Annotated in this window: 23 protein-coding genes; 4 read left to right on the forward strand and 19 right to left on the reverse strand. The window is 35.9% G+C overall.

Annotated features, from left to right (window positions below):
• Nucleotides 1–90: 90 nt before the first annotated feature.
• The 16 genes from HMPREF9013_RS02025 to HMPREF9013_RS02100 form a co-directional block, all read right to left on the reverse strand.
• Nucleotides 91–2,001 (reverse strand): histidine kinase dimerization/phospho-acceptor domain-containing protein, encoded by a 1,911-nt coding sequence (locus HMPREF9013_RS02025; RefSeq protein ID WP_006626706.1) that lies wholly within the window; start codon nt 1,999–2,001, stop codon nt 91–93.
• Nucleotides 1,991–2,689 (reverse strand): response regulator transcription factor, encoded by a 699-nt coding sequence (locus HMPREF9013_RS02030; protein WP_006626707.1) that lies wholly within the window; start codon nt 2,687–2,689, stop codon nt 1,991–1,993. Before HMPREF9013_RS02030 ends, HMPREF9013_RS02025 begins: the two co-directional genes overlap by 11 nt.
• Nucleotides 2,690–2,804: 115 nt before the next feature.
• On the reverse strand, nt 2,805–3,344 hold the full coding sequence (rbr, locus tag HMPREF9013_RS02035) for a rubrerythrin (protein WP_006626708.1): 540 nt from the start codon (nt 3,342–3,344) through the stop codon (nt 2,805–2,807).
• A gap of 306 nt (nt 3,345–3,650) precedes the next feature.
• Nucleotides 3,651–5,603, reverse strand: coding sequence for an insulinase family protein (locus HMPREF9013_RS02040; protein ID WP_006626710.1), 1,953 nt, complete (start codon nt 5,601–5,603; stop codon nt 3,651–3,653).
• 2 nt (nt 5,604–5,605) lie between these two features.
• Complete coding sequence (locus HMPREF9013_RS02045) at nt 5,606–6,508, reverse strand: insulinase family protein (RefSeq protein WP_006626711.1); 903 nt, start codon at nt 6,506–6,508, stop codon at nt 5,606–5,608.
• A 177-nt stretch (nt 6,509–6,685) separates the two neighbouring features.
• Complete coding sequence (locus tag HMPREF9013_RS02050; protein WP_006626712.1) at nt 6,686–7,438, reverse strand: ABC transporter permease; 753 nt, start codon at nt 7,436–7,438, stop codon at nt 6,686–6,688.
• On the reverse strand, nt 7,431–8,288 hold the full coding sequence (locus tag HMPREF9013_RS02055; protein ID WP_006626713.1) for an ATP-binding cassette domain-containing protein: 858 nt from the start codon (nt 8,286–8,288) through the stop codon (nt 7,431–7,433). Before HMPREF9013_RS02055 ends, HMPREF9013_RS02050 begins: the two co-directional genes overlap by 8 nt.
• On the reverse strand, nt 8,281–9,849 hold the full coding sequence (locus HMPREF9013_RS02060; RefSeq protein WP_006626714.1) for a HAMP domain-containing sensor histidine kinase: 1,569 nt from the start codon (nt 9,847–9,849) through the stop codon (nt 8,281–8,283). Before HMPREF9013_RS02060 ends, HMPREF9013_RS02055 begins: the two co-directional genes overlap by 8 nt.
• Complete coding sequence (locus HMPREF9013_RS02065) at nt 9,833–10,513, reverse strand: response regulator transcription factor (protein ID WP_040333314.1); 681 nt, start codon at nt 10,511–10,513, stop codon at nt 9,833–9,835. The genes HMPREF9013_RS02060 and HMPREF9013_RS02065 overlap by 17 nt, the downstream gene beginning before the upstream one ends.
• Nucleotides 10,514–10,693: 180 nt before the next feature.
• Nucleotides 10,694–11,242 carry an FHA domain-containing protein gene (locus HMPREF9013_RS07165; protein WP_006626716.1) on the reverse strand — a complete coding sequence of 183 codons (549 nt, stop codon included), beginning with the start codon at nt 11,240–11,242 and terminating at the stop codon, nt 10,694–10,696.
• 34 nt (nt 11,243–11,276) lie between these two features.
• Nucleotides 11,277–12,131, reverse strand: coding sequence for a 16S rRNA (cytidine(1402)-2'-O)-methyltransferase (gene rsmI / locus HMPREF9013_RS02075; RefSeq protein WP_006626717.1), 855 nt, complete (start codon nt 12,129–12,131; stop codon nt 11,277–11,279).
• Between the two features lie 67 nt (nt 12,132–12,198).
• Nucleotides 12,199–13,194, reverse strand: a complete 996-nt coding sequence (ricT, locus tag HMPREF9013_RS02080) for a regulatory iron-sulfur-containing complex subunit RicT (RefSeq protein WP_006626718.1) — start codon at nt 13,192–13,194, stop codon at nt 12,199–12,201.
• On the reverse strand, nt 13,172–14,149 hold the full coding sequence (locus HMPREF9013_RS07170) for a DNA polymerase III subunit (protein WP_050772074.1): 978 nt from the start codon (nt 14,147–14,149) through the stop codon (nt 13,172–13,174). Before HMPREF9013_RS07170 ends, ricT begins: the two co-directional genes overlap by 23 nt.
• Nucleotides 14,139–14,771: a dTMP kinase gene (gene tmk / locus HMPREF9013_RS02090; RefSeq protein ID WP_040333324.1), complete on the reverse strand. Its 633-nt coding sequence runs from the start codon at nt 14,769–14,771 to the stop codon at nt 14,139–14,141. Before tmk ends, HMPREF9013_RS07170 begins: the two co-directional genes overlap by 11 nt.
• 248 nt (nt 14,772–15,019) lie before the next feature.
• Complete coding sequence (locus HMPREF9013_RS02095; RefSeq protein WP_006626721.1) at nt 15,020–15,799, reverse strand: M15 family metallopeptidase; 780 nt, start codon at nt 15,797–15,799, stop codon at nt 15,020–15,022.
• Between the two features lie 9 nt (nt 15,800–15,808).
• On the reverse strand, nt 15,809–16,306 hold the full coding sequence (locus HMPREF9013_RS02100) for a QueT transporter family protein (protein WP_006626722.1): 498 nt from the start codon (nt 16,304–16,306) through the stop codon (nt 15,809–15,811).
• Nucleotides 16,307–16,520: 214 nt separating this feature from the next.
• On the opposite strand from HMPREF9013_RS02100, the gene HMPREF9013_RS02105 reads away from it, so the two are divergent.
• From HMPREF9013_RS02105 to phnE (HMPREF9013_RS02120), 4 genes are all read left to right on the forward strand, one after another.
• Nucleotides 16,521–17,591, forward strand: a complete 1,071-nt coding sequence (locus HMPREF9013_RS02105) for a phosphate/phosphite/phosphonate ABC transporter substrate-binding protein (protein WP_006626723.1) — start codon at nt 16,521–16,523, stop codon at nt 17,589–17,591.
• A gap of 64 nt (nt 17,592–17,655) precedes the next feature.
• A complete protein-coding gene (gene phnC / locus HMPREF9013_RS02110; RefSeq protein WP_006626724.1) occupies nt 17,656–18,411 on the forward strand; it encodes a phosphonate ABC transporter ATP-binding protein in 756 nt (251 codons plus the stop codon).
• Entirely contained in the window at nt 18,408–19,235 is an 828-nt protein-coding gene (gene phnE / locus HMPREF9013_RS02115; RefSeq protein WP_006626725.1) for a phosphonate ABC transporter, permease protein PhnE, read from the forward strand. Before phnC ends, phnE (HMPREF9013_RS02115) begins: the two co-directional genes overlap by 4 nt.
• Nucleotides 19,236–19,245: 10 nt before the next feature.
• A complete protein-coding gene (gene phnE / locus HMPREF9013_RS02120; RefSeq protein ID WP_006626726.1) occupies nt 19,246–20,061 on the forward strand; it encodes a phosphonate ABC transporter, permease protein PhnE in 816 nt (271 codons plus the stop codon).
• Nucleotides 20,062–20,124: 63 nt separating this feature from the next.
• Here the strand turns inward: phnE (HMPREF9013_RS02120) and HMPREF9013_RS07705 are convergent, their stop codons facing one another.
• The 3 genes from HMPREF9013_RS07705 to HMPREF9013_RS02130 form a co-directional block, all read right to left on the reverse strand.
• Complete coding sequence (locus tag HMPREF9013_RS07705) at nt 20,125–20,214, reverse strand: hypothetical protein (protein ID WP_408610309.1); 90 nt, start codon at nt 20,212–20,214, stop codon at nt 20,125–20,127.
• Nucleotides 20,215–20,491: 277 nt separating this feature from the next.
• On the reverse strand, nt 20,492–20,866 hold the full coding sequence (locus HMPREF9013_RS02125) for a hypothetical protein (protein ID WP_040333242.1): 375 nt from the start codon (nt 20,864–20,866) through the stop codon (nt 20,492–20,494).
• A 157-nt stretch (nt 20,867–21,023) separates the two neighbouring features.
• Nucleotides 21,024–21,785: a tyrosine-protein phosphatase gene (locus tag HMPREF9013_RS02130; RefSeq protein WP_006626728.1), complete on the reverse strand. Its 762-nt coding sequence runs from the start codon at nt 21,783–21,785 to the stop codon at nt 21,024–21,026.
• Nucleotides 21,786–21,828 lie beyond the last annotated feature (43 nt).

The following is a 21,828-nucleotide window of genomic DNA, read 5'->3' on the forward strand; positions in this document are numbered from 1 at the left end:
ATGGAAAAGATAAAAAGACTTGATTCTTCATCCGGTAAAGAATCAAGTCCGATAATCATATATATTTAGGTAGATCTACTTTTATATTGACTACATAGAAGCTTTTTTAAGCTCTATTTTTGTTTGGAAATAATCCCCATTGATTTCAATATCAAACTTTCCATTTTGAAGCTGAACTAAGCTTTTCACAATACTTAAACCTAGCCCGCTTCCTTCATGACTTCTGGAATCATCCCCTTGTACAAAACGCTCCATTAATTCTTCTGCATTGATATTTAATGGCTCTTTTGATACATTCTTCATCACAAATAAAACATGTTCTTCTTTTTCAAGCACCTCTAAATAAATACGTGTCTTTTCTAAAGCATACTTCAATTGATTGGAAAACAGATTTTCAAACACTCGAAATAATAACTCCCCATCTGCTTGAACCATCAAATCCGGATTGGTATTGATCTTAATAATTTCCAATTCACGATCTTTAAAACGATCTGCATATTCTCCTATAATCTGAACCAATAATTCTTCACAATGAATATTACTCAAGTGAACCGGCATATTCCCCGTAGAGGCTTTTGAAGCCAGCAGCACATCTTCCGTCAATCGCTTTAACCGATCCGCATGGTGAATCATGATATCAATATGTTCTTTTCTTTCGTCTTCATTTTTATCTTCTTTGATGATTTGAGCATAATTTAAAATATTGGTCAACGGTGTTTTCAAATCATGGGATACGTTGGTAATCAACTCTGTTTTTAAGTGTTCCGATTTTAATTGATTCATGATAGCTTTTTGAACCCCATCTTTTACTTTGAACAAATCATCTAACTGTCTGGAGAAAATTGGTGTCAATCCTTCTTTGGAAACGGTATAGTTAAAATTTCCTTTAGCATATTCCCGCATCACTTTTGACAACAACTCCGATTGACGAACAAACATTAATACCGCCCAAAAGGAAATGCCAACCAATCCAAAGATGAAAAGACTCCGTCTAAAGACCAAAAACAAAAACCAAAAAATAGATAATAGGAAAAATGCCATCCATGTCAAACTGGTTCCTTCCTGAATATGAACCCATGTTTTCTTAATAAAGTGGAAAATTTTACACAACAAGGTGTTTTTCCAAAAAACCTTGGCTTTTAATCTGACCGCTATCGTTAAGAAGAATAAGCCCAATACAATTCCACAAAGTTCTATCAATAAAGCAAAAATTAAATTTTCTTCTACATTCATAAATAGGTTTTTATAATACTGTTGTAAAAGAGTTTTTGAGAAATAGTTTTGAACTACTATACTCATCAAAAAAATAAATAAACCACCACTTATGAATGCATTTATTTCCAGGGGAATTTTATCCCAAGCAGTTAGAACAATTTCATCTGTATTTTTACGATGCCCTGCCGCATTAAGTAAATAGATAGATGAAATAAGTACTCCAATAAATCCTCCATATAGTAAGTAGTGGATCTCTGCTTGATGATTCTGCAAGAAAGTGTAAACCTGATAACCTTTAAACAACTGATCTTTTACAGTTAATGGTTGTACAATCGTATACTCTACGACATAATCCGCATTTTTTTCATCACTTTGAAAAAAACTACTTTGTTCCCCCGGTTGTTCTAGTTTCGCCTTCTCAAAATATAACTTACCTGTGATGGACTTTGCATTGATTTCATAAGGAAAATTCTGAACCAATTTTTTTTGTCCTTTTTTAATCGTCATAGATAGGTTACTTGATTTTTTACCAAACTGTTGCTCGGCAACACTTTGTTTAAATTGGTTCGCTTCCATTTCACTTAAAAATGCTTTGACTTCCGTTTGGATTCCATAGTTTGCTTCATAAGTAGAAAAATAACTCGTCTGATTCACATGTTCTTGTTGACGAGATGAACTAGAAAGAGCCAGGCCATAAAAACCAATTAAAAAACTAAAACTAGATACACTCAACACAATCCATACAATTATTTTGATTCCAAGACTTCCCAATACTTTATTTTTCATAATCTGACTCCGCTTTATACCCTCTTCCCCAAACCACTTTGATATAGCGAGGATGAGAAGGATCAATTTCAATTTTTTCTCTTAGATGGCGAATATGAACGGCTATAGTACTTTCCGAACCAATGGGTTCTTCCTTCCATACTTCTTGATAAATATCTTGAGAGGTCAACAGTTTTTTAGGATTTTGAATGAAATATTTCAAAATCCCATATTCCACAGGTGTCAAAGATATTTCTTTTCCATCCACATTGACCAACTTTAAGGAATCGTTTAACGTGATCCCGCCCAACATATAAACTTCTTGATCTTTTTGTTGTGATCCAAGCTCTTTAAACCGTCTCAACTGTGCTTTGATACGGGCAATGACTTCTTCTGGGTGAAATGGTTTTGTGATATAATCATCTGCTCCAATGGTCAAACCTTCTATTTTATCCTCTCGCTCACCTTTTGCACTAAGGAAAATAATCGGAATGTTTTGGTTCTTGCGAATTTCTTTCGTGGCTTTTACCCCATCCATAATAGGCATCATAATATCCATTAGAACCAAATCTACTTTTTCCTTTTGAACAATTTCCAAAGCTTCTTTTCCATTCGTAGCGGTCAATAATTCAAAATCTTCTTTTGACAAAAAGATTTTAAGTGCTTCTACAATATCTTTTTCATCATCTACCAATAATATACGATCCATATTTCCTACCTTTTGTAGCCTTATAGTATCATCGAAATCCCCTTTCATCTTTTAAGAAATTATTAATTCCTAATGAAAAAAACCTCCTAAGAAGAGGTTTTTAACGGAAAATCAATTAGTAATTTTCTTTAGTAAGTTCGAAGTAGCTTTCTTGATAACCACATAATGGGCAAACTTTAGGAGCTTTTTTCCCTGTCATCGTGTATCCACAAATTTCACATTGCCATACAGATTCTTCATCCTTTTCAAACACACGATTATTGATCACATTACTCTTTAATTTGTTGTAACGTTCTTCATGCTCTTTTTCAACTTTAGCAACCATTTCCATTTGTGCTGCAATTTTGGTGAATCCTTCTTCGCGAGCTTCTTCAGCCATTTTCTGATACATATCGGTCCATTCATAGTTTTCACCATCAGCTCCCATTTGTAAGCAATCCGCTGTTGAAGGAATTTCTCCACCACATAAAGCTTCAAACCATAAACGAGCGTGTTCTTGTTCATTACGAGCCGTTTCTAAGAAAAGATTAGCAATTTGTTCATAGCCTTCTTCACGAGCTTTTTGAGCAAAAAAAGTGTACTTATTACGAGCCATAGATTCACCCGCAAATGCGTCATTTAGATTCTTTTCTGTCTTTGATCCTTTTAATTCCATGTATCTTGTCCTCCTCTTTCTGACAATCATCACAATATTCTTCAAAAAGCGTTATATGTGAACTCACTTTTCATTCAGGATGAGCTATCTCCTATTGACGATCCGGGCAGGAATCGTAAGTCAATTTCCCTAAATCAAGTAATTTCCCATACTTTAAACAAACAAAATGACTGTTTTCACCAACCATCTATGGATTTTTTGTTCTATTTGTCTTCTTTTCATACGCTTATTGAGAACTATTTTCATTATAAAAGAGAATCATCCGATTTCAAACCGTTTATAAAAAAGAATGTGTTTCCACATTCTTTATTCTTTGATTGATAGTTTTTTATATCCATCTAGCTTTGATACCGCCTCTTCATTTCCGATCACCACTTGAAAACGATGCTTCAAAGCTTCTTCCACTTGATCCGCTAATGCAAGATAATCTTCCTTCTTCATGGCTAAAAGGCGTTCCCGTTCCGCTTGACGAATATGATCGTCAATTGAACTTAAGACTAATGTATCTCCCGTCTTCACTTGACTACGATAATTCATTAACGGTTCCATCGTCGCAATAGTTCCAATAATGTTTAAGTCGTTTTCCGTTTCCGGTTTTTTCACAAAATCTCGTAAATAATCCGCAATTTTTTGATTTACCTCTAAAGAAACTATCGGATTCGGATCACGATAGGAGAAAGTATTGAAACCTAAACGATTACTTCTCATACCTGTTCCATACGCTCCGTTTTTCACTCGAACTTCTGTCCACAAAAAATCATAGGTCACCAAATGAGCCAGTACTTGGAAACAAGGATCATATGTTTCCATCTTAGCAGCTACACCCGTATAAGAAACTCCACCCGAGATTTGAAGAGCTTCTTTTTCATCTTGTAACAATGGATAGTGGACCACCGTACCGTTTGCTTTCACAGTATTTAATCCAAAGATAAAATCTTCAAACTTCTCTTTTTCAATGCCGGCTATAGATAAAATGAAGCGATCTTGACTGAAGATCACAGAGATGTTATTTTGAATAGCTTCTAAGAAACCTTCCCAATCTTCTTCAAAATGATCTTCTAACGATTGTAAATAGGCACCATAGGTAATACCACGTGTATATTCATTGAAAACCCCTTCTGCTGAAGTATGAGCCTTTGCTCGTAACAAGGCATATTGATGACCGCTATTTACTAACGATTGACGAATAGATTCGTTACTTTGTTTTAAAAGATTTAAAACAAATTCCTTTTCAAACTTCGTCTTAAACAGAATTTCTTGAACCAAAGCAATGGCTTGATCTACATTTTTCTCTAATGTGGAAGCCGTTACTTCTAAGAATGGTTGTGTTCCGTCGGTTCGGTTATATGGTGTAAAACAAGTGACTCCAGTACTTAAAACAGGAATGACATTCTTGATTTCAGAGGTTAATGCGGATAGAGAATAGTTCTCCGTTGCTAAATTACCCAACAATTGTCGAGTAAAGAAAGCCACTTCCGATAGCCGATCCTTTGGCAATCCGGCCAATGAGAAATATAAATTAAAATGCACAATACCGGATGGGTCTGATGGATGAATCAGAACACGTGTTCCACGATAGGAAATCTCTTCTGTTGGAAAAAGGATCACTTTTGATTGAACATCACTTAAGGATAATTTTGGCATGGTATCCAATTGTTCCTTGGTATCCGGTGTGGTTTGCCAAGCCTCTAAAGCCAACTGTTCCTCAATATATGGTCGTGCGTTTTCCCAGTTTGCTTGATCGGCTAACAAACGAGCTTGTTCCGCTTCATCTCTTCTCTTCGCAATTGTTTTAGAAGGTTTGGCAATCACCGTGACCCAATGTTCTTCATCATCATAAAATTCCTTCATCATTTCTTCAAAATAAGAAGTGGAAATTTCTTCTCTTAATTCATTGAAAATAGAAGATAACTGAATTCCGTCTATTGGATCTCCATCGTATAACCAAGTTTCCAAGGAGTGAAGACTGTTCAATAAGCCGGCCGGTTCACTCTTTTCTCGATAATGAAACTCCATGCCGTTAATGCTAGCTTCTAATTCTTTTGGATCAAAATGATAATCCTTTGTGACAAAACGAATCACTTCTTTGATTTTTTCCAAATGTTCTTCTTCCGTATTAACCAGCATTAAAATAGAGAATGGTTGTTGCAGTTCTGTTTCTAAACTATAATCCACATCTTGTGCTAAACCGGATTCTAAGATAGCCTTCTTTAAAGGAGCTTCGTTCGTTCCAACCAAAATCGAATGCACAATTGACATAGCTATTTTCTTTTTAATTCATAGAAATGACCCAAAATCTTACCAAAACTGATATAACTACGATTTTCCGAACTGTCTTCTGGAGCTATCTCAATTTCAATGGTAGAAGTACGAGCAGGCAATACTTCTTGATTTTCAATAGTAAACGATTCTCCTTTTTCATAATGAGAGAAATATTCTTCATCAATCAATTTCAAAACCGTTTCAATATCCACATTTCCATCTAAAATAACCCTTGCATTACTTGGATGATAAAACTTTTTATGAGTTTCTAAAAATTTTTCATACGTTAAATCCGGAATTGCTTTAGGATCTCCCCCTGAAACATATTGATACGAATTGGATGGATATAGTTGTCGGAACATTTCATCAAATATGTTGGAGTACACATCCGAAAAAACTCCTTTCATTTCATTTAGAACAACCCCATTGAATTTTGGCACTTCTTTTTCATCATGAATTTCATAGCGCCAGCCTTCTTGTAAGAAAATATTTTTATTCTCATAAATAGCCGGATTGAATACTGCATCCATATAAACAGACATTAAATTCATAAAGTCCTTGTCATTACGGGAAGAAACAGGATAAACCGTTTTATCCGGATATGTCATGGCGTTTAAAAAGGTCTGCATAGAGTGTTTTAGCAAATCGACAAAAGGTTCTCTGGTGCGGTATTTTTTAGAACCATTTAAAACAGAGTGTTCTAAGATATGGAAAACACCTGTATCATCAAAAGGTAATGTCTTAAAGGTAATCGAAAAAGTCTTATTCGTATCCGCTGTTTGAATCCAATTCAATTTAGCGTTTGTTTTATGGTGTGTAAATTCGTAAAGTTTTCCTTTTAAATCGGGTACTTCTCTGATTCGGTTTAGCGTAAAACCACTATAGTTTTCATTGATATTCATGAAAAGCCTCCTATTTCTATTTATTGTATTAAACATACCACAATCTAAAATGCCGGAAAACCTTTTTGAAAGCGGTCTTCCAGCATTTTTATCTTTCATTGTCTAATGGAATATCAATAACACCATCATGGTTTTTATATTGATGGTTCCAGCTGGGATCTTTTCAGTCATAAAAACTTAGTTTTTTCTATCCCTCACTTTGAATGCGATCAGTAAAATCACAGTGCTAACTGCCGTCATAAAAATCATGGATTGAATGAGAGGTCCAAAATTAAAATCTCGCCCCATCCAGAAATCGATATAACCACTTCCCAATTGCCTCATTGGTAATAAATCCGATAACCATCTTAATGATTTTGGCAAATCTGATACAGAAACCCCCATATTCCCACTTAGAATCATCATGGCAAAGTATATTCCCATGGACACTCCATACGTAGGTCCAAATTTTCTAATCATGGTCGCAAGCCCATGGGCTAAAGCCATCATAATTCCAGACAAAACATAAATTCCCAAAATCCAAATAATACCCGCCTTCAAAGTCGGTATTTTTAAATTGAAGAACGGTATTGTTCCTAGTAAATAGATTCCCAAACAAAGAGTCAAAAAGATGGAATACGAAATCAGTTTATTCAGAAAAATATCCTTTTCAGAAAAGCCAAATAGCAGAATCCTTTCCGGAACACGCTTGTCTAATTCATTGGAATACGTCGAAGCATGGCTTAGAAAAATACTGGCTAAAGGAATCAACATGGCCATTCCCATAAATATCGTCGTGATCACTTCTGATTTCATGTTCTCCGGTACGTTTTTTAACACGGATCGACTAATTAGGTGAATAAGTAAAATCGGAAATATGGTTCCAAAGAAAATGGAATATCCATTATACAATGTATTTAAAAATTCATATTTAATCGTATACTTATTCATAGTTTCTCCCCGCATTAATCGTCATCATCTCAATATCATTATCACTTCTTCTGTAATTGATCTGATTTTTAATTAGCTTTTCTGTGATGATCATCTCTTCTTCAGCATTACGACAAGATAATGCTATCAATCCTTCCCCGGATAAAATACGCTTGTGTCCTTCAGCAATAGCCGCTGCTTTTTTCGTATCTTCAACAATCAGTACCGCATTTCCACAATATTTTCGGAAAAGTTCTTCTTTTGAACCATAATCCACTACACGGCCATCTTTTAAATATAATATTTTAGTGGCTAAATTATCCAGCTCCGTATAGTAATGTGATGTGATCAAAAGAGTTGTCTTTTTATCCTTATACCATTCCACAAGCTTATCCATCAAACGCTGTCGTGTTTCAAAATCAAGACCCGAGGTAACCTCATCAAACATAGTGATCTTACTGTCTTGACACATGACCAATATCAAAGTCAATCGCTGCTTTTGACCACCCGAAAGATGTTTCCATCTCTTATTTAAGCAATCTTCAAATTCTAAAAATCGAATCATTTCAACAAGCTTCGGATGATCATGAATCCGACATCCCATCACCATTTCAATGATGATTCGGATTGGGACAGTTTCAATGTATTCATTCTGTTGCATATGAACAGCAATTTGATTCGATGGAATGGCAAGATTGATGTTCCCCTGATAAGAAACCAGTCCTAAGATACTTTTAAGTAATGTACTTTTACCGGCACCATTACTACCGATAATACCGACCCTTTCACCATCTTCAATTTCTACCACACGGCCAAGATTCAAAGCCACTTTGTCTTTGAAATGAACCTTTACATGATCCAATCTAATCATTTTTACCTCTTTTCTCTATCATAAACTCAACACCATCTTGTAAATTCTTACCTTTCAGTTCCAAGCCCAGTTTTCCGGCAAAATATTTCGCGATATAAAGGCCAAGTCCATGACCTTTCTGTTTATCAAGATTCTCCTCTTGTACACTTGTCACAAATGGTTCAAATATATTTTCTATTAGACCTTCTTCAATATGGCCAGGATGATTCAAAACTCGAATCTTTGTTTCTTGTATGATCAGTTTCACATCGCCATTTTCTGTCGTATGATCAATCCCATTCACAATCAAATTTTCTAATATTTTCCTAAGCATCCTAACATTCTTTTGCCAATAAACTTTCTTTTCAGGATTCTCTATTCGTAAAGTGATTCCTTTAGCCTCAGCATTAATCCGATTTTTTTCAATGATTTCTCGACAAAGAACTTCTAAATCAATCCACTCTATCTCTTGCTGATCACTCATATGATGAATACTAGATGCCTCATTTATAATGCTCATCATTTCTTGAAGCTGGTCTTTTACCTCGGGCAGATAAATTTCTCTATCTCCAAACTTACCAACCTTTCCAATCATACCGTCCACTAGAAGAAGCGAGGCTGTAACAGGTGTTTTCAATTGATGGGATAAAGCTCTCATATAGACTTCTTTTCGCTTGTTTTCCTCTTCCAACTCCTCAACTGCCTGTGCTTGTTTTTGATACAGAAGATTTAAGGCTGTTGTCAAATCTGCAATCTCATCCTTCCCCGAAACCTCTAACGGATCTAGAGAATAAGAAGAAGCATACATCCTTTTTTCCGCATCAATGGAGAGTTTTTTAATCGGTTTCACAATTTTTTTAGAATAAATTTCAGAAACTCCAAAGGCTAAGATAATCATCAATAACACAAGCGTTGGTATAGAACCATAAATCACTGGTAAAATCTCTTTGGCAGTAGGAGTCATCACACTATTCACAATCACCAACATGGTTTTCCCTTTTTTAACAAAGCCCACAAAATTGGTATAACTGGTTCCGGAGTAATTACTTTTTACTGTAAACTCACCCATTCCCATTCCACCACCAAGCATATGGATCTTCCGTTTTTGCGCCTTAAACGGCATGACAGATTTATCCACATCCATTGTAAACTTGAAATTCTTTTTAATTTCACCCATGTTTTCATGGAGAACGGAGGATAAAAGCGGCTTGAACTTTTGAAATAAATCATCACTTTTTTCAAAGCTTTTTTGATTTAAAGATCTAATTTGATCAATGAGCTTTCTGGCAGAAGGACTGATAAACTCAATATTCCCCTCAAACCCCGAACCCGCAATTTTAATCGTATACCCCTTGTCAGGAATGGCGATTCCAAACACACCTGAATCACGCATTTCCATTCCTTTCAAAGATTCATGATCCTTAAAATAAGCTAAGGAACTCTTGGCATTCTCCCTGTTCTGCTTTTCCTTATAATCCATATACATCGCCGGCATCAAAAAGATCATATAAGAGAAAATCACCATTCCCGTAATGAAAGCAATGATAACGCTGTATAAAAATGTTTTATTGCCCAATTTCATCTTCTTTCCTCCATCGATAGCCTAACCCGATCACTGTTTCGATATAATCAAAAGGCAATTTTTTTCTAAGATTTTTAACATGGGCGTCTATGATTCTATCGTTTGCAATATATTCTTCCGCAAAAATTTGATCGATTAGCTGATCCCGACTAAACACTCTTCCCGGACTATCACGCAATGTCTTCAACAAAAGAAATTCGCTTACCGTAAGTTTTAAATTTTTTTGATTATAATACGCTCTAAACTCCTCTTCATCGACAATAAGCCCATGTCCCATTAAAGAGGAAGGTTTCTTCCTTGTCCTTCTTAAAACAGCCTCCATTCTTTTAATCAAAATGATGGGAGAAGCCGGCTTAGTTATATAATCATCTGCTAAAAAATGAAACGCTTCCAATTGGGTATTGATATCATCATAAGCTGTCAACATAATCGTTCCTACTTCTTCTTTCATTTTCGCTTTAATCGCTTGTAGAACTTCCAATCCACTAGCACCCGGAACTCGTATATCCAATACCGCCAAATCAAAGTCTTTTCCTTCTTCCACCAAAGCAAGAGCATCATCTCCTCTTTCGCAAGGTATCACCTCATGCCCTGCCACTATCATGTATTCCGATAATACCTCTCGGATCATTTTTTCATCTTCTAGAAAAAGTATTTTTGCCACAATCAATTCATCCTTTCTCGGCTTCATCCATAGAGTAATATGCTCATATGAATTTAGTATGAATTTCTTTTGTTTCTTATCATTGAAAAAAATTCATATCTATTTATTTTATTCTGATCTACTGACACTATATCTACTATAGAGATTCATTTTAAAAAATAAAAAGTACTTAGGATATCCCTAAGCACGAATTTCTTGTTGAATCTTAAGTGATACATGACCTACTGTAACCTCGTCACCAACATTTAATTTTATTTTAGAGTGTGGTACTATCTTCGTTCCATTTAAAAAAGTACCATTATGTTCTGATAAATCTTCCAAGAAAAATGATTCCTCTTCTCTTAAAATTTGGCAATGTTTTCGGGATACTGCCGGATCATTTAACACAAAATCAGAAGCCGCTTCTCGCCCGATAACACATGGGAAATCCAAGAACGATTGACTCTTTGATTGATTTCCTACCGAGATTAAAATCAATAATCCCTTTAAGCTTGGTTTTTCTTGAATCACAGGAGCTACTTTTGTGACTTCATCATCTGTTACATCTAATTCAATCGGCTGTATTGGCGTTTTTTTAATGGCTGGAACCGGTTTTACCTCTTCTCCTGTCTCATCTACATAATATTCATTTTTCTTGAAAACCAAGTAAATAACCGCAACCGTCAACACCAAGATAATGCCGACTAAAATAAAAATCATATATTTTAATACCGTTGGATTTTTTAACATACTCTATCCTCTTTTTTCTTATTTTAGAAAAAGTCTACTCTTTTGGCAATGTTTCCAAGTATAGATCATAAACTTTATTTTTGGATAACCCCATTTTGTCAGCTATTTGTTTACTGGCTTCTTTGGTTCTAAATCCTTGATCCACCAACTTTTGAACTTCACCAACCACTTCGTTGAAATCGACTTCGTCACTCTCCGCCTTACCTTCAACCACTAACACCATTTCCCCTTTTAATTCTTTACATATTTCCAATATTTCTGAAAAAGTACCGCGAATGAATTCTTCATGCAATTTGGTCATTTCTCTGGCTAACGTACAAGAGCGATCCCCTAATATTTCCAAACAATCTTTTAAACACTTTTCAATCCGATGAGGTGCTTCATAAAAAACCATCGTCATTGGATAATCTTTAAATTCTTTCAGTCGTTTTCTTCTTTGACTGGATTGATTCCCTAAAAAACCCACAAATAAGAACGGTTGTACCACTAAACCACTGGCCACTAAAGCATTCAAAATGGCGGAACTACCTGAAATCGGCACCACATTATAGCCCGAACGACTCACCAATTGAACCACCTTTTGACCGGGATCTGAAATCAAAGGATAACCGGCATCACTAATCAAAGCCACATCTTTCCCCTCTTCCAATAAAGACAAAATCCCTTTGGAAGAGTTTTCTTCGTTAAAGTTTTGATAAGCTATCAACCGTTTATTAATACCCAATGTTTTCAATAACTGGCCACTATTTCGCGTGTCTTCACAAGCAATCACATCGACCTTTTCCAAAGTTTCTTTTTGTCGCATGGATATTTCTGTCATATTCCCGATGGGAGTCGGTACTAGAAATAAAGTAGCCCGCTTGTTATGAAAAGATTTCTGACGAATCATTGTACTACCTTTTTCTTACCAAAGCTGCGTGTCGTCACTTTCTTTTGTGTGACTTCTTTTTGTGGTTTCATCTTCGGTAAACCACCTTTTTCTTTTTCTTTGGAAGTGGTGCAGAATTTTCTTTTTTGATCGTTTCTTTTTTCACGACTTCTTTTTTAATCACTTCTTTTTTGACTGCCGATACCTTTGGCTCAATGACCGGTTTTTCTTCTCCTCTTAATTCCGCAAAACTGACATAGACCACACTTTCTCGATTATCCAACCGTGCTTCTTCTCGCAAAACATTGATGGAACTTAAACGATAATCCTGTCCCTCCCATTGGATATGAGAACCAATTTTAGGTAAAGACTGACTGGCCATTTTATAAGCATCATCCTCATATTTTAAACAACACATCAGTTTTCCACACATTCCTGACAGCTTATCAATATTCAAAGCAAGGTTCTGATTCTTCGCCATATTAATAGAAATAACATCAAATTTATCCTTAAAACTCGAGCAGCAAGTCTCACGACCACAAACACCAATCGCTCCAATCATTTTCGCTTTATCCCGATCTCCAATTTGTCTTAATTCAATACGACAATGCAGCTTAGATCCTAAGAATCGTAACAATTCACGAAAATCCACCCGTTGATCCGCCGCATAAATAAACAAGACTTTTGTTCGATCTAAATTATATTGAACATTCAATAAATTCATTTCTAGTTGAAATTGTGCAATTCCTGTTCGGCATACTTCTAAAGCTTCTTTTTCGAGGGCTATATTTTGTTCATTCATCCATACATCTTTTTCGCTTGCGACTCGTAGAATCTCTTTTTGAGGCATTTTTAGTTTATATTTAGCAGGATCTATCGCATCCGCTTCCACTTCAGCCAATTCTAACCCCTGTTCTGTTTCTACAACTACATAACTTCCCTTTTTAATCGTTCCATCTTGAGTCCCAAAGGAATATAATCTAGATCCATTACGAAAACGAACAGCCACACTATAAGGAAAATGAATATCCGGATCTTCTTGTTGAAGAGGACAGGCACAACTATTTTCTTCTACGGTTGTCATTTTTTAAAATCCTCCATTGATATATTGTTTGTTCAAAAAGTAAAGTTGGATCGTTATATTTATTCAGACGATCTAAAGCTTCCATCACCAAAGCATAAACCATGGCTTGTTCTTTATCATCTTTCGCTTTTCGAATGTAGTCCACCAACCAGGTAGGTCCCACTTCTTCTTTCATTAAGGCTTGACGCATGGCTTGTGCCACAAAATGAAAATAGGTATTTAATAAAAATAAATGGCTATCTTTATCTTTCGGTTTTAAAGACACATGATAATCCACCAACAATTCTTGTGGTTGTTCTAAACTTTCTTTCAACATCAAGATAGCCTTGGCATACTCTTCTTTTTCATGGTTCTGTTTTAACTCTTCTTCACTTTGACTGATCAGTGATAAGAAATACGCATCCTCTTGTCCATAGCCTAATTTCAACGCTTGTTGTAACAACTCCTTTTGATTGACACTTTGAAAATAAATTGGAATACAACGAGAAACTAAGGTAGGAAGAATAGAAGACTCCTTAGGCACACTCAAAATAATCACAACACCCTTTGACGGTTCTTCCAAAAATTTCAACAAACTATTTTGAGCGGATAGACTGGCTGTTTCCATGTGCTCTAAGAAACAAACCCTTCTTCCCTTTGCGTTTTCCACCGCTGTTTTTGAAAAATAGTTTTGCAGCTCATCTATTTCTTTTTTAGATATCGCTTTTTCTTCTCCGTTGAGGTGTTGGTAATCAGGATGTTGCCCTTGGATCACTCTTTCGCAAGATCCACAAATTCCGCAAGCGATATCACTCTTTGAGCACAGTAAACTTTGAGCAAAAAAAGTCGCTAAATCTCGCATATCTTGATGAGCATTTCCTACAAATAAATAAGCATGAGAAAAATTTTGATTTCTCAAAGTTCTTTCAATTTGTTGATAAGCCATGGTTTGCATGAAAGATAACCTATTGAGCATCCAGTAATCCTTTCAACACAACATAAGTATCTTCCACCACTTTTTCCAATCCTTGACGAGCATCTACTTTGATAAAACGATCAGGAAAGCGTTTCAAAATAGTTTGGTAGCCTTGGAATACACGAGTATGGAACGAAGCTTCTTCTTGGTCTAAACGATCTAACTGGTTTCTCCCCTTTTGAATTCTTCTAAGACCCGTTTCAGCATCAATATCCAGATAGATGGTTTTATCGGGTAAACAGCCCTCTATCGCAAATTCGTTGATCAGCCATACAGGTTCAATCCCAATACAACGTCCCACTCCTTGATAAGCCAAAGAGCTATCCACAAAGCGATCAGAAATAACCGGTATCCCATTTTCTAAAGCCGGTAATACTTTATCCATTAAGTGCTGACGACGACTGGCCGCATATAATAAAGCCTCTGTACGCGCATCCATATCTGTATTCTGGGGGTCTAGGATAATGGAACGAATTTGCTCGGCAATCTTCGATCCTCCCGGTTCTCTAGTTAGTTGTAAACGATAACCTTCTTGTTGAAGTCTTTGACAAACAGTTTGACTCACCGTTGATTTTCCTGACCCATCCGGACCTTCTATTGTGATAAATAATGCTTTTTTCATAAAACCATTATACCATCTGCTTTGTTTATTCGTCATAAGAATCACAAACAATGCCTTCAGAACTTCTTATTTTCAAAAAACAAGCTAAATACAAACCCATCTGTACTATCCTAAAACATCTATAAGCTCCTATGAAATTAGGACTTCTCTACTTTATTTATTGATGACACTTTATTATCTTTCTGTTTTACATCGACTATTTCTTCTATTCCTATCATCAACAATAACAATCCATTAAAAAGAAGAAACTAATTCTTGTAGTTTCCTCCTTCAACATTAAAGTATTCTTCTAACGTCACATCATTTCCTGCTTGTTGAACTTTTTTCGCTAAATTTGTTCCTATATAACGATAATGCCATGGTTCAAACATATACCCTGTAATGGATTCTTTTCCTTTAATAAAGCGCAAAACAAAACCGTAATTCGGGGCATGTTTTTTCAACCAAATAGCTTCTTTTTGGGTTTCAAACCTTTGACTAAAGTCATAGTTGACATCAGCCCCTAAGATATCCGCTGCTAAACCGGTTTGATGTTCTGAATAACCGGCACGAGCACTAAACTTATCGCTGGCCTCTTTCCCGTTTTGTCGAGCATAAGAGTTATACAGTTGTTTCTGATAAGAATAAGATCGATAACCGGAGCTTAAGCGCAAATAGATGCCATCCTTTTCTGCAGCTTTAAAAAGTTTGACTAATTGATCTGAGGCCTCTTTACGCAACGCCCAAGGAGTTCCATTTGTTTTGACGGGAACACGCACTAAATCGTTAGGTTCATATTCTGCCGGCAATGGATGCTTCTTGTTCACAATATAAGTAAGAGAAGATGCAGTTTTCGTATCTGCTGTCACTTGTTTGTTAGATTCTTCTGATTCAACTTTCGGTTTAGTTTCCGGCTTTTTTTCCTGAGGTTGTTTTGTTTCAGACTTCTGAGCAGGTTGAATCCCTTTATTCTTATTTAAAATATAAGCCGTTGTTATCAACAGAATCGAAAGCAATACAAGCATCACAAGAAATAATTTTTTCGTCATAAATTTCCTCTACTGGATCAATTTTTTCATTGGCTCCATCAATACATAACCCAAGATAACGCTAATAGCCTCTCCGATCGCCACACTGGTTCCTTGAATTAAGAAACCAACCATGAGATTCTCCGGGTTGAATAAGTACGCAAGCTCTGCACCGACAAAGATAAAATTCAAGACAATCGGACATAAAATACTAAGCAACGGAATGTTCTTGAGCTTCTTTTCTCGAAAATAATACGTTCCATAAGCGGCCAAGAAAGTCGCAAGAGTCCCAATTATAGCATCGAGAAATCCGGTTGGATTGGTTGCCATCATCGCTCCAATTAAATTGGTCAGAAAGCAACCTAATGTGACTCCCCAAATAGATGGAGCATAAATCAATGGTAACATCGTTAAAGCTTCCGCAATGCGAACTTGGACACTACCATAGGTAAACGGTGTCAGCACAAGAGAAACAACGGTATAAACCGCCGCAATCATGGCTATACGTGTTAATGTTTTTGTATTCATTTTTTCTCCTTATTTTGATTAACGTCAGGTAGCTGCTACTGACGTAATACCTGTTTATTATACATTTTATTTTAATCAGAGGCGATGCTCCTTTTACAGTTTTTATCAATAAAAAGAGTTCTTTAGAACTTTGTGAATAAATAAATAATTTATTAACGTATTTTATTGCCATATTTTTTGTATAATGAAATTGTTCAATTTGGGAGGAAAAAATATGAACATCAAAAAGATCTCTGTATCTCTACTCACAGCCGCTTTACTAGTTGGCTGTGGTTCTGGCAAATCTTCTGCTACCAACACCAAGAAGGATGCGAACGGACGTGTACTTCCTGCTGACACGGGTAAGAAAGACATTGATAGTCTTAAGTTTCAATTCGTTCCATCTCGTCCAACGGACCAAATCATCAAGGCTACTTCTAATTTAGGCAATTTATTCAAAGCCAAGATGAAAGAAAAAGGATATAACATCGGTAAAGTGGATATTTCCGTATCCGATAGTTATGAGGCGGCTGGAGAAGCGTTATCTGCCGGGTCAGTTGACGTGGCTTGGTTACCTGGTGGAACTTACGCTCTTTATTCCAACGACTCAGACGTTGTTTTGACGGCTACTCGTCATGGTTTCAAAAATGACTCTACTAATCCTAAAGATTGGAATGGAGATGCCAATAAGACACAAAATAGTGATAAACCGGTCACTTATTACAAAGGTCTCATTTATGCCGGACCTTCCGCTTATGGTAGAAAACTAGCCGCTAAAGTGAATGCTGGTGAAAAATTGACGTGGGAAGATTTAGATAAAGCCAAGTGGGCTGTTCGTGATGTGACAAGCTCTGCCGGATATATTTATCCAACCATGTGGTTACAAGAACAATTCAAGGGTAAAGGAATCAAAGATTTATCAAAAGTAACGACATTAAATTACGCTGCCGAATTCCAACAAGCCGCTGCCGAACAAATTGATGTCATCGTATGTTATGCCGATGGTCGTCAAGATTATGAAAAACAATGGCAAAAAGAATGGGGTCGCAAAGATTCAATCTGGAATGAATTGAATGTGATCGGGGTCACACAAAACGTTTATAACGATACTGTAACCGTCACTATGAAGAAGCCTGAAATTTATAACAAAGAATTCATGACCGCTTTCCAAGATTCCATCATTGAAATATCAAAGACAGAAGAAGGTAAAAAGATTTTTGGTATTTACAAGCATAGCGGATATGCAAAAGCAAGCGACAAAGATTATGACGGCGCTCGTCAAGCTCTAAAAGCAGTTCAAAAATAAACTGATTCTAGATGGTGCCTAAAAAGCACCATTTCTTTTTATAGGTAATGAGAAGGAGAACAACATGATTGAATTTAAGAATGTCTCAAAGACATACCCGAATGGCACAAAGGGTCTAGAAAATGTGAATTTAAAAATTGACCAAGGTGACTTCATCGCTATCATCGGTCTATCCGGTGCCGGTAAATCTACTTTAATTCGTACGGTAAATCGCATGATTGATATCACAAAGGGAGAATTAATAGTAGATGGTGAAGATGTTTCTAAACTAAAAGGAAACGAGCTTCGCAACTATCGGCGTAAAGTCGGTATGATTTTCCAGTCCTTTAATTTGGTTTCGCGTACAAGCGTTTTAAATAACGTTTTAGCGGCAAATGTTCCGGATATGCCTTGGTATAAAGTGCTGTTCTCCTCTTTTTCCAAGGAACAAAAAATTCATGCTCTGGAAGCTCTTGATAAAGTCAATATCTTAGACAAAGCCTATCATCGTGTAGATGAATTATCCGGCGGTCAAATGCAACGGGTTGCCTTAGCTCGTACACTAAATCAAAATCCATCTATTATTTTGGCAGATGAACCGGTCGCTTCCTTGGATCCCATTATGGCGGATACTGTTATGTCAGACTTTCAACGTATTAATAAGGAAATGAATATTTCCATTCTATTAAATATTCACCACGTTGATCTGGCTCTTAAATATGCGACTCGGATCATTGGTATTCGTAAGGGACGTATTGTCTACGATGGTCTAGTCAAAGATCTAGATCAAGCCACCATGGATTATATTTATAAAGGAAATGAAGAAGAGGTCAAAGCATGAAAGCATCTTTATTCGACCGTATCTTTAAACCCAAAACCATCCAATTAGAAAATGGGCATACCGTTGATAAACCGGTCAGTCGCATGCCTTTTATCTTGGTAGCTTTAATGATTGCTGTTTATATTTCAGCTAAAATGACTGACTTTGATTTTTCTCTCTTGGCTTCTCGCATCGGAGAATTCACTGTTATTTTAAATAAAATTTTCCATCCTAATGTTGCCTACTTCTCCCATGTGATAACCCCATTGATTGAAACCATTCAAATGTCAGTGACCGGTACTATTCTAGGCTGTTTGATCGGCTTGCCATTAGCCATTCTTTCTTCCAGTAATATCAATAAAAACCGGCCTAGTTTACTAATTTTTCGCTTTATTCTTTCCGTGTTACGTTCTGTTCCGGCATTAATTTATGCTTCCATTTTCGCACTGGTCTTTAGCTTGGGAACATTAGCCGGTACTGTTGCCATCATTGTTTTCACCGTCGGTATTGTGGCGAAGATGTTATACGAAAGTATTGAAACCATCAACATGGGACCATACGAAGCAATGACATCTATGGGAGCCACCACCTTTCAGGCATTCTGGACAGCTTGTGTCCCACAAATTTTACCAACCTACATTGATGATTGTTTATATTGTTTTGAATTAAATGTTCGTGCCTCCGCTATTTTAGGATATGTAGGTGCTGGGGGATTAGGAATTCTCATTCGGGAAAGAACCGGATTTAGAGCCTATAGTGACTTAGGAATGATTCTTCTATCCGTCTTCGTTGTCGTTTGGTTCATTGACTTTGTTAACGGCATTATTAGAAAGAAATTATCTTAAGGAGGGCTTTATGTATAACGAAATAGATCAAGCTTTAAACAGAGAGCCTAAAACATTTCTTCGTAATTTATCGGTTTTCTTAGTAATTTTAGTGGCTTTATCCTGGGGATCTTCTTCCCTTCAATTCGCCGGCTTTACAGAAGCGGGATTAAATGTAGCGAAAGGAGTCATTAGAGGACTTTTCTCTCCAAACTGGGCTTTAATCTTAAATTTAACGGAGAATGGTATTCCTTATTTAATTCTTCAAACCATCGCTATTGCAATCTTAGGCACCATTATCGGAGCTATCCTAGCTATTCCATTTAGTTTCTTGGCTTCTACCGCCATCGTACCAAAACCGATCGCCTATACTTTTAGAGCTGTTATTTTATTGATTCGTACCATTCCTGCTTTAATTTGGGCTTTGGTTTGGATTCGCGTTACAGGTCCTGGTCCTTTCTGTGGAGTTGTCACACAAGCGGTTTGTTCCATTGGTATGATTTCCAAAATGTATATCACCGCTATTGAAGATTTGGATACGGGTATCCTTGAATCATTAGATGCAATGGGATGTACTACTTTCCAAAAAATCCGTATCGGTATCTTACCACAATTAAGTGCTTCCTTTATTTCAACCGCTATTTACCGTTTTGATATTAACTTAAAAGACGCTACCATTCTGGGGATTGTTGGAGCTGGAGGGATCGGTTCTCCATTGTCACAAGCCATTTCAAATAGTAAATGGAATGCCGTCGGAGCATTCTTGTTATCCTTAATTGTATTAGTGATTATCATTGAATATTGTTCCACCAAGATTCGTGCTCGTTTAGCACATGGGCGTCAATAATTAAAATGGACTTCATTGTCCATTTTTTATTTCTTTTGTCACTACTTATCTCAAAGATTTTTTCTATAACTCCCTCAGCAGTATCCTTCTTAGTTTATCTTGTGTGGTTTCCCTGCTTTTATCATTAAAATAGGACATGTCCTTCTCCGTCATTTCTTTAATCTTCTTGATCGTCTTTATTACTGTATCCTGTTCATTTTTATTTTCTAATCGACTTAAGTCGTTCCTTTCGGATCTGTTACACAATAGTCGCTGTTCATTTGCTTCAAATTCGGTTTGACATAAAATCGAATCTTACCACTTCCTAATTTTCCTAGGAAGCGTTTTATCGAGTACCTTTTTATCTTTATGGACGCTTTTTTACCTTATTTCCACCTTAAGCAAGAAAAAATAAGGGTAACGATATAATGTACAGTTATACCATTGCCCATTAATCTGGAATATCAGGAACCTCAATTAATGCAAAGAATGTGAATAATAAAGAAATAGCCACTATAAGAAGTGTAGAAATAATAATAACCACAAACAATATTGTTAACATTTTATTTGTTTTTACAACATTACAATTATTTTTATTTCTTGTTTTATTGGCTTTAAAAATAAGGACTTTCATCATTATAGAGATTAATAAACAAATATATGCAATACAGTTTGTTATCAGCCCATAATGTACAAACCTTTCCGATTCTTTAAGCGTAGTTGTTGGCATCATATGAATAATATTCAAATTTTGTAAAATGACTAATAACATTAAAATGAAACTTAATACAAAAAAGATATTAGCAATAATATTTAACTTTTTCATAACCCACCACCAATTTATTTCGTTGAATATTTATGATATTACATTAAAGTACTATTTTATAGATCTTCACTTTTTTCTACCTGCTTAACTTCTTGAACAAAAAAGAATTAAGCAAACCATTTTTCATTAAAATTATGATTAAATGTTCTCCTTAACTCTATAACTCTGTATACCGTTCTATCAATCTTTCTCTAATTTTTATATCTATTCCAAATTCTTGTTCATAATAATGATCAAAACTACCATATTGATTTAAGATTGAGGCAATCATAGCCAATCCCATTTCTGATTTCACACCACAAGTTTCCATCAACGGTCCATTTAATTCCGGATATTCTTTCAACAAAGAAGCGCTTTCCAGAAAAACTTGATCAATAATTGCTCTTCGGTAGTCGTTCGTCTGTAAATAATCCTCCAACATCTTTTCAGGTTCCACTTCAAATAAACCTAAAATGACCATCGCCATCAATCCCGTTCGATCTTTTCCGCTAGCACAATGAAACAATAAGGGTAACTCATCTTCTTGAATCAATTCCATCACTTTCTTTAAATAAGGATTTCCGAATGGCATATTTTCATAATATTTCAATCGAAGTGCTTTTTGTTGCAAGCCCTTTTCCCCTAGACTCAACATCCCATTAAAACTAAAATCAATATCGTCCATATATTTTGCCCGATAGGCATCAAAACAGATAATAGGAACACCAAGATCCGGATCCGGATGTTTTTCTCTTTCTTCTTTGGAACGAAGATCAATGATTTTCTTCAAACCAATTTTTCTGATCTTTTCTAAATCTTGAGAAGAAAATTGATTCAAACCGGAAGAACGATAAAAAAAACCTTTTTTAATTTTTCTGCCTGTTTTTGTGTGAATATTACCTAAGTCTCTGAAATTTAATTCTTTTCTCAACGTATTCATAGTTTAATGATAGCATGGCTGTTGTATAATTAGTAAATCGAAA

The sequence above is a fragment of the Bulleidia extructa W1219 genome, from assembly GCF_000177375.1.
GTDB lineage: Bacteria > Bacillota_I > Bacilli_A > Erysipelotrichales > Erysipelotrichaceae > Bulleidia > Bulleidia extructa.